This window comes from Streptomyces sp. NPDC101234 (assembly GCF_044767525.1).
Taxonomy (GTDB): domain Bacteria; phylum Actinomycetota; class Actinomycetes; order Streptomycetales; family Streptomycetaceae; genus Streptomyces; species Streptomyces sasae.
In genome coordinates, this window is sequence record NZ_JBIWOA010000097.1 from 1 (window position 1) to 7402 (window position 7402).

4 protein-coding genes and 1 pseudogene are annotated in these 7402 nt (G+C 71.5%); 3 read left to right on the forward strand and 2 right to left on the reverse strand.

The genetic code is table 11. The features are described from left to right. Both ACIRR9_RS55715 and ACIRR9_RS55720 read left to right on the forward strand, forming a co-directional pair. Nucleotides 1-1644 (forward strand): 2Fe-2S iron-sulfur cluster-binding protein (locus tag ACIRR9_RS55715; protein WP_403769705.1); only part of this gene is annotated, 1644 nt, incomplete at its 5' end. A 262-nt stretch (nucleotides 1645-1906) separates the two neighbouring features. Continuing rightward, nucleotides 1907-5116: an ATP-binding protein gene (locus ACIRR9_RS55720; protein WP_403769708.1), complete on the forward strand. Its 3210-nt coding sequence runs from the start codon at nucleotides 1907-1909 to the stop codon at nucleotides 5114-5116. Nucleotides 5117-5563: 447 nt separating this feature from the next. Here the strand turns inward: ACIRR9_RS55720 and ACIRR9_RS55725 are convergent, their stop codons facing one another. After that, on the reverse strand, nucleotides 5564-6148 hold the full coding sequence (locus ACIRR9_RS55725; protein WP_403769711.1) for a carboxymuconolactone decarboxylase family protein: 585 nt from the start codon (nucleotides 6146-6148) through the stop codon (nucleotides 5564-5566). A 106-nt stretch (nucleotides 6149-6254) separates the two neighbouring features. Continuing rightward, on the reverse strand, nucleotides 6255-6695 hold the full coding sequence (locus tag ACIRR9_RS55730; protein WP_403769714.1) for a hypothetical protein: 441 nt from the start codon (nucleotides 6693-6695) through the stop codon (nucleotides 6255-6257). Nucleotides 6696-7187: 492 nt separating this feature from the next. On the opposite strand from ACIRR9_RS55730, the pseudogene ACIRR9_RS55735 reads away from it, so the two are divergent. After that, nucleotides 7188-7402 (forward strand): annotated as a pseudogene (locus ACIRR9_RS55735) (alpha/beta hydrolase); the annotation flags it as partial.

Here is a 7402-nt window from a genome sequence, read left to right on the forward strand (position 1 = left end):
CTCGGACTGGACCGCTCGCCGGCCGAGTTCGGGCTGCGCGGCGAGAACCACTGGTTCATGCCGGATCTCGACGACCACGACGGCGTCCAACGCCTTCCCGGGGAAGGCACGTTGTACGTGTCGTTCGCGTCGCTCAACAATCCGGCCGCCCGCTTCCACACGGTGGAGCTGCTGGAACTCGTCGATCCGAAGGTGGTCGACGAGTGGCGCGGGACGCCCGAGACCGAACGGCCCGACAGCTACCGCAAGTTCAAGGACGAACTGACCGGACGGCTGATCGCCCGCCTGGAGGAACGCTGGCCCGGCTTCCGGGAGACGATCGCTTTCGCCGAGCTGGCGACGCCGCTGTCGTTCGAGACCTATCAGCACAGCGTGCGGGGATCGTTCTACGGACTCGCGGCGACTCCCCAGCGGTTGCGTTCGGCGCGGGCGGGCTGCCGTACTCCGGTCAAGGGTCTCTTCGTTGCCGGGCAGGACGCCTGGGGGTCCGGTGTGGTGGGGGCGCTGGCGGGCGGGCTGATGGCGGCGAACGCCGTCCTGAAACCGCGGCAGATGGGGACGATGTGGCAGGCCATCCGTTCCGGCGGGACGACCCGGGATCCGGCCACGCCCTGGGAGGGCTATCTGCGTGTGGCCGGCATCGAGGTGCTGACCCCGACGGTCCGGAGGATCCGCTTCGAACCCCTGGACGGGGACACGATGCCGTTCTCGTTCGCCGCCGGGCAGTACGTGAAGGTCGACCTGCCCGTCGCCGTCGAGCCGATCGAACGGTCGTACTCGATCTGCAGCAGTCCCGGGGAGAGCGGCTTCGTCGAGATCGCCGTGAAGCACGAGCCGGACGGGCTGGGCTCCGGATTCCTGCATGAGGAACTGGAGGCCGGGCTGGCCTTGCGGGTGAGCGGCCCGCACGGCGAGTTCACCTGGGAGCCGGGCAGCGAGGAAGGCACGGCGGACACCCTCCTGCTCATCGCCGGGGGCGTCGGGATCACCCCGCTGATGAGCGTCCTGCTCGCGGCCGCCGACGCCGGTCACACGGGGCGGATCGTTCTGCTGGCGAGCCACCGGACCGAGGACGAGGTGGTGTTCGGGCCGGAGATCGAAGCGCTGCGCTCCCGGCTGCCGGGGCTGGAGGTGTCGGTCTTCGCGACCGACCGAACCGGACGGATCGGTCTCGACGAGCTACTGCCCCATGCCGGCCCGACGACCCGTGTGCACCTGTGCGGGCCGGCGCCCATGATGCAGGACCTGATCGGCTGCCTGACGGAACTGGGGGTGCCGCGAGAGGCCATCCGTACCGAGGCGTTCGTGTCGGGCCGGAGCAAGGAGACCCGCCGGGAGAAGGCGCACGCCATCGCCGTCGCCGCGGCGGCGGCCGGTGTCACCGAGTTCATGATCGGCACGGAGGGCGGCGCCCCGGAGTTCCCGTGTCCCCCCGGGCAGTCGGTCCTCGACGCGGCCAACGCCGTCGGCGTCGCGTTGCCCCAGTCGTGCGGCGAAGGCGCTTGCGGTACCTGTCGGGTGCGGGTGCTCTCCGGCGCCCACGAGACCGACGACCGGGGCATGTTCTCCGCCGACGAGCTGGCGGCGGGCTGGCGGCTGGCCTGCCAGACACTGCCCACCGAGGACCTGGTGATCGGTCGGTAGGACGGGCCGGCCGCGGTCGGCGTCCACGCCGTCCCGTCGACGGCACGACGGACAACGGCTGCTGCCTCCAGCCTGTCCACTCCAGTGGTACTGGGCGCGTTGCCCGGCCACAGAACCTGCCGCGATCACCTGTCGCCCCTGGTCGTCTGCGCTGCCCTTCCGGCCGGCAGTCAGCAGCGGTCGCTTCCCCCGCCGCGTGACTTCGTCACCACGGGCAACGGATGGCAGCGAAGGCGACCCGGGACTGGGAATGGAAGAAGGAATGGCCTCCTCCGACGCGTCCCTGCGTCTGCAGGTGCTCGGTCCGCTACGGGTCTGGCGAGACGGTGTGGAACTGGACGCCGGTCCTCCGCAGCAGGCGTATCTGCTCGCCGTTCTCCTCGCTCGTGCGGGCGAGCCGGTCAGCATCAGCGAGTTGGTCGACCTGATCTGGGCCGAGGACGTCCCGGCCTCGGCGGTCAACATTCTCCAGAAGTACGTCGGCGCGCTGCGGCGGCTGCTGGAGCCGGCGTTGCCCGCGCGTGAACCCGGCTCGTACCTGCAGCGTCGCGGAAGCGCGTACCTGTTCGTGGCCGCCCCCGGGACGCTGGACGTCGTCAGGTTCCGTGAGCTGGTCGATGCGGCCGAGGGCGGCGTCGCGGAGCAGCGGCTCGTCGCGGCACTCGACGGGTACTTGGAGGCGGTGGGGCTCTGGCACGGCTCGGCCGGCGACGGGATCGCCTACGGCTCGACCGGTATGGCGATCTTCGCCGGGCTGGACGACGAGTTCCGCCACGCCTGCGTGGCGGCGGCCGAGTTGGCGACAAGGCTCGGCCGGCCCGAACGTGTGCTCCAGTCCTTGCACATGGCCGCCCGGGTGGCGCCGTTGCACGAGAGAGTGCAGGCGAGTCTCATCGCCGCCCTGGCTGCCGCCGGCCAGCCGGCCGAGGCGCTGTCGGTGTTCCGGACGGTCCGCGCCCGGCTGGCCGAAGAACTGGGCGTCGACCCCGGCCCGGCACTGGTGGCCGCTCACCTGAGTGTGCTGGAACGGGCACCGGCTGAGGAAGTGCCCTGTGAACGGGTGGCGGCACCCACCACCGGGGTGCCGACCGCCGACCGCCTGGTCGGCCGGGCCGAGGAACTGGCGGTGGTACGGCATGCGGTGGACTCGGCATTCGCCGGATCGACCGGGCTTGTGCTCGTCGAAGGAGAACCCGGAGTGGGCAAGACCTGTCTGCTGGAGGAGGCCGGCGCCGAGGCGACCCGGCGTGGCGCGCTCGTTGTCCGGGGCCATTGCCTGCCGGGGGACGGCACACCGTCGATGTGGCCGTGGGCGCAGGTCGTCAACGCGCTCCTGGACGACGTGCCGGCCGCGGCGCGGGGGGACTGGCAGGCGGGCGAACTCGGTCGTCTCGTGACACCGCGCGGCGACGGCCACACGACGTCGGTGCTGCCGGACGGCGGCGTCCAGTTCCGCTTCTTCGAGCAGGCTGTCGGGCTCGTCCGTCAGGTGTCGGCGCGGCGGCCTGTGGTGCTCATGGTCGACGACCTTCAGTGGGCCGATGCCACCTCGCTGGAGCTGCTCGGTCACCTGATGGCTCGGCTGCCGGGCGGCACCGCCGTGATCGGGGCGCTCCGCGACCGTGCGCCCGCGCCGAGCCCGGAACTGGGGCGGATCCTCGCCGCGGCGAGTCGGCTGCCCGGTCACCGCAGGATCCCGCTCGGCCCGCTCGGCCCGGCCGAGGTGGCCGGACTCGTCCGCCGTGAGACGGGGCAGGACCCGGGACCGGGCGCCACCCGCCTCATCCACACCCGCACCGCCGGCAACCCCTTCTTCGTCCGCGAGCTGTCCCGGTTGCTCGCCGACGGCGATGTCCTCACGGAGGCCACCGCGGCCCGGACCGCGGTACCGGCCACTGTCCGGGATGTCGTTCGCGACCGGATGGCCGGACTCGGGGCCGACGCCAGAGGCCTGTTGCGGATCGCCGCGCTGATCGGCCGTACCGTCGACCTCGCTCTCCTTGCCCGCACCGCCGGTCTGGACCACCAGACGTGTCTGGACCGCCTGGAGTCGTGCGAAGGGCTCGGCCTGCTCGAACCCCTGCCAGAGGACCCCTACTCGTTCGGCTTTCTGCACGACCTGGTCCGCGAATCGGTGGCCGAGGACATACCGCCACCGCGCGCGGCCCGACTGCACCTGCTGATCGCCGACGCCCTGGAGCACAGGGTTGCGGACACCGAACTGGTGGCCGAGCGCCTCGCCCACCACCTGTGGTCTGCCGGCCCCCTCGCGGATCCGGCCCGAACGGCGACCGCGCTCGTCCGCGCCGGCCGCTGCGCGGCGGCCAAACTGGCTCTTGAGGCAGCCGCGCGCCGGCTTCACTCGGCCGCGCAGGTGGCCCGGACAGCGGGCCTGGCGGAGCTGGAGCTGGCCGCCCTGTCACTGTTCACCGCGGTGGACGGCATGCGGGCGGGATACGTGGGTTCAGCGGTCGACCTGCTGGAACGGGCCGAACACCTTTCCCGTGTACTCGACCGGGAACGGGAGGCCGCCGACTTCCTCTACTCCCGCTGGGCCGCGTACGCCCAAGGCATGAAACTGGACCGCGCCGGCCGACTGGGCCGCCGGCTGCTGGAGCAGGGCGAGGCGTCCGACGACCCGGTCGTGCGCACCTACGGCCGGTACGCCTGGGGCATCCACCAATGGGGTCTCGGCAACATCGGCGAGGCGTTCCGGTACCTGAGCCGGACCAACTGGACCGTACTGGGCGACCCGGCCCATCAGGAGGAAGACCCGCTCCGGCGCGATCTGCGGCTGATAGGGGGCGGGATGCTCGCGATGATGACCGCGCTGCACGGTGACACCGACGCGGCGCTGGCCCTGCTCGGCACGATGGAGGCCGCCGCGGGAGACGATCCCTACGTGATCACGGTCTGGGCGACCTACTCCGCACGGGTCGCCGCGTTGATCGGGGACCCCGTGCTGGCACTGCGCGCGGCCGAGCGCGGGATCGCCGCGGACCCCGGGTTCTCGTTCGGCTTCCTCGGCAGCTACCAACGGCTCGCCCGGTGCTGGGCGCGCGCCGTGACCGGCGAGGACCCGGCCGGCGCGGCCGCAGAGGCGCAGGACCTGATCGTCGCGTCGCTCTCCGACCCGCCACGTTCGGGCCTGGCCACCTGGTACGGGCTCCTCGGCGAGATGTGGCTGGCGGCCGGAAAGCTGGACGAGGCCGACGCAGCGCTCGACCGGGCGGACTGGGCCGTCGAAACGTACGGCCAGCGCTACGCCGAAAGCCTGCTGCTTCTGCTCCGGGCACGGGTGCTGCAGGCACGCGGCGAGCCGGTCGCCCCCCTCCGGGCCGTGGCCGAGCGGGCGCACGCACTGTCCGTCGAGCGCGAGGCCCACCTGTTCGCACGCCGTGCCGAGGAACTGCTGGCGGAGCTCGCGGACAGCACACCCCGCATCCGCGTTCACGACGCCCGCTGCCGGTGAGCGAGGCCGGCCGACGCACACGGCACGGCGGCTCCACGCACTTCGCGAGGACCGCACTGCGCCCGCACGCACCGCCCGACGCATGCCGGAGCACCGTCGACCACCGGGCGGCACCGGGGGCATTGGCGCGCTCCGCGCCCGTGTGCCCGTGCCCGCCGCGGAGCCGGCGTGGATGCTCGTCGCGGTGAGTCGGCTGCCCCGTCACCGCCTGATCCGACCCGATCCGCTCGATGGAGCCGGGGCGCAGAGCACGGGCATCTCGCGACAGCCCGGCGTTCGTCACGATCCCGGACCCGTCGCCGTGCCTCGGCTCGGCGGGGGCCGTCCCCGTAACCGGCCGGATACGGGGACGGCCCCCGCCGATGCCCATACCTCCGCGCCTCGACCCCGAGCGCTACGAGGCGACGACCCGCAACGCCGCAATCGTCGGCAGCCACCTTGTCGTCGTCATTGCTGGGCGGTTGCCGGTTCCTGACCGGGGACCGGCACGTCGAAGCAGTTCAGCACCATCGCGATGAGGCAGTAGCTGCCGATGAGGAACACGAGCTCGCCGACCCCGTCATGGCCCAGCAACTGCGTGGCCCGGTCGTACGTGGAGTCCGGCAGTATGCGCCCGGAGGTCAACGCCATCGCGACGTCGTGGGCGACGGCCTGTTCGTCACTGAGCCCGGAGGGCCGCCCGCCGGCCGCCAAGGTCGCGATCTGTGCCGCCGGAAGTCCGACCTGATCTGCCGTCTGCTCGTGTGCGTACAGGAGGTACCGGGCGCCATAGGCGCCGCCGACGGTGAGGATCGCCACCTCGCGAACGACGGGATCGAGGCGAGCCTCGGCCGCGACCGCCCGCTGCAGAAACAGAGCCGGAACCCCGAACGTGGGGAAGTGCAGCATCGCCGCGAACGGCCCGACGAGCGCGCCGTCGTCGTCGAGGATGACGACGCGGTCCTGCTCCTCGGTGACGAGGCCGGCGATGCCGTCATGCACCTCGCGGAGCTGAGGGTTGAGCTCACCGGGTGGGATGGGTCGAATACGCATACGATGCGCCTCCTCAGAGTCCGTCGGTGTACTGGCCGTCGATGAGTACGAAGGCGACCCGGCAGTTCGCAGCCGACCGGTTCGACCATGCGTGGTTGGTGCCGCGCTAAATCACGATGTCTCCGGTGCGCACGACGGTCTCGCCATCGTCGAGAACCAGCGTGAGCTCGCCCTCGATGACGATCCCGTAGTCGATCGTCTGCGTGCGGTGCATCAACGGATGCGGGGCGTCGGCAGCGGACCGTGCGGCGTCGGCACCGCCCATCTCCCCGAACTTCTCGGCCGCCTCGGCCCCCGTCAGGTTCCGGATCCGGTCGTCCTCCGGCGGGAAGTCGATCACCCGGATGCGAGTACCGCGCTCGGGAGGCCCGAGCACCAGCCCCTCCTCCGCCGGCTCACCCGACCGCCGGTCGATGACGGCCGGCGTCTGGCGTGTATTCCACACCTCATAGAAGATCGGGCCACCAGGCCCGCCGATCTCCACCACGCGGGTCGGCGGTGCGTCCTGCGTGATCACGGCACGGTCGGACGCGTCATGGCCGGTCACGATTCTCCGGAACGGTTGCACTGGGCTCATATAGGGTGAGTCCTGCCCCTTTCGGCTGATTTGGGCATTCAAAGTCATCGCGTCAGTGAGGTAAGCGGCCCGGCAGGCATCGACGCCGCCGCACACCGAAAGACTGGCGCCCTCGACTTGACGCGGCGTGGACCGTCCGCGGACAGTGCTCCACTGTCCGTAAAGTCCGTCCCGGTACGCACGCACAGCGAGAAGGACGCCGACCGACGGTGCCCTCGCCCGAATGAGAGGTCGGGCACTCGGCGCGGAGGCGGGCCGCCCGCGTCCGGCCTGCCGGCAGAATGCCTGCGCCTCGATTTCGCCGACGGGTAATTCACCGACGCGTATTCCGGCAACGGAACCGATCGTGAAGCGGCCTCTGGAAGGCGCCCGGATTTCCGTTCAGTTGTCGTCAAGTGACCGGTTCTACGCTGACCCGCGATCACCACTGAGAACACCGGATATCGAAGGGTGTTTACACCGATGACGACAACTCGCCGGGGGCTGTTGGCCGGATCCGCCGCGGTCGTGGTGGGTGCCGCACTCGACGCGCCCGCCGCGCAGGCACACACCGGAAGCGGCCGTGGCCGTGGCAGTGGCAGTGGCCAGAAGCCCACCGTGGTACTCGTGCACGGCGCGTTCGCCGACGCCTCCGGCTGGAACGGGGTCGCCTCCCGGCTCATCCGCGACGGCTATCC

Excerpts from the sequence above, each read along its gene's own strand:
- ACIRR9_RS55720 (WP_403769708.1), top strand. The coding sequence starts at position 1,907 with ATGGCCTCCTCCGACGCGTCCCTGCGTCTGCAGGTGCTCGGTCCGCTA.
- ACIRR9_RS55725 (WP_403769711.1), bottom strand. The coding sequence starts at position 6,148 with ATGCGTATTCGACCCATCCCACCCGGTGAGCTCAACCCTCAGCTCCGC.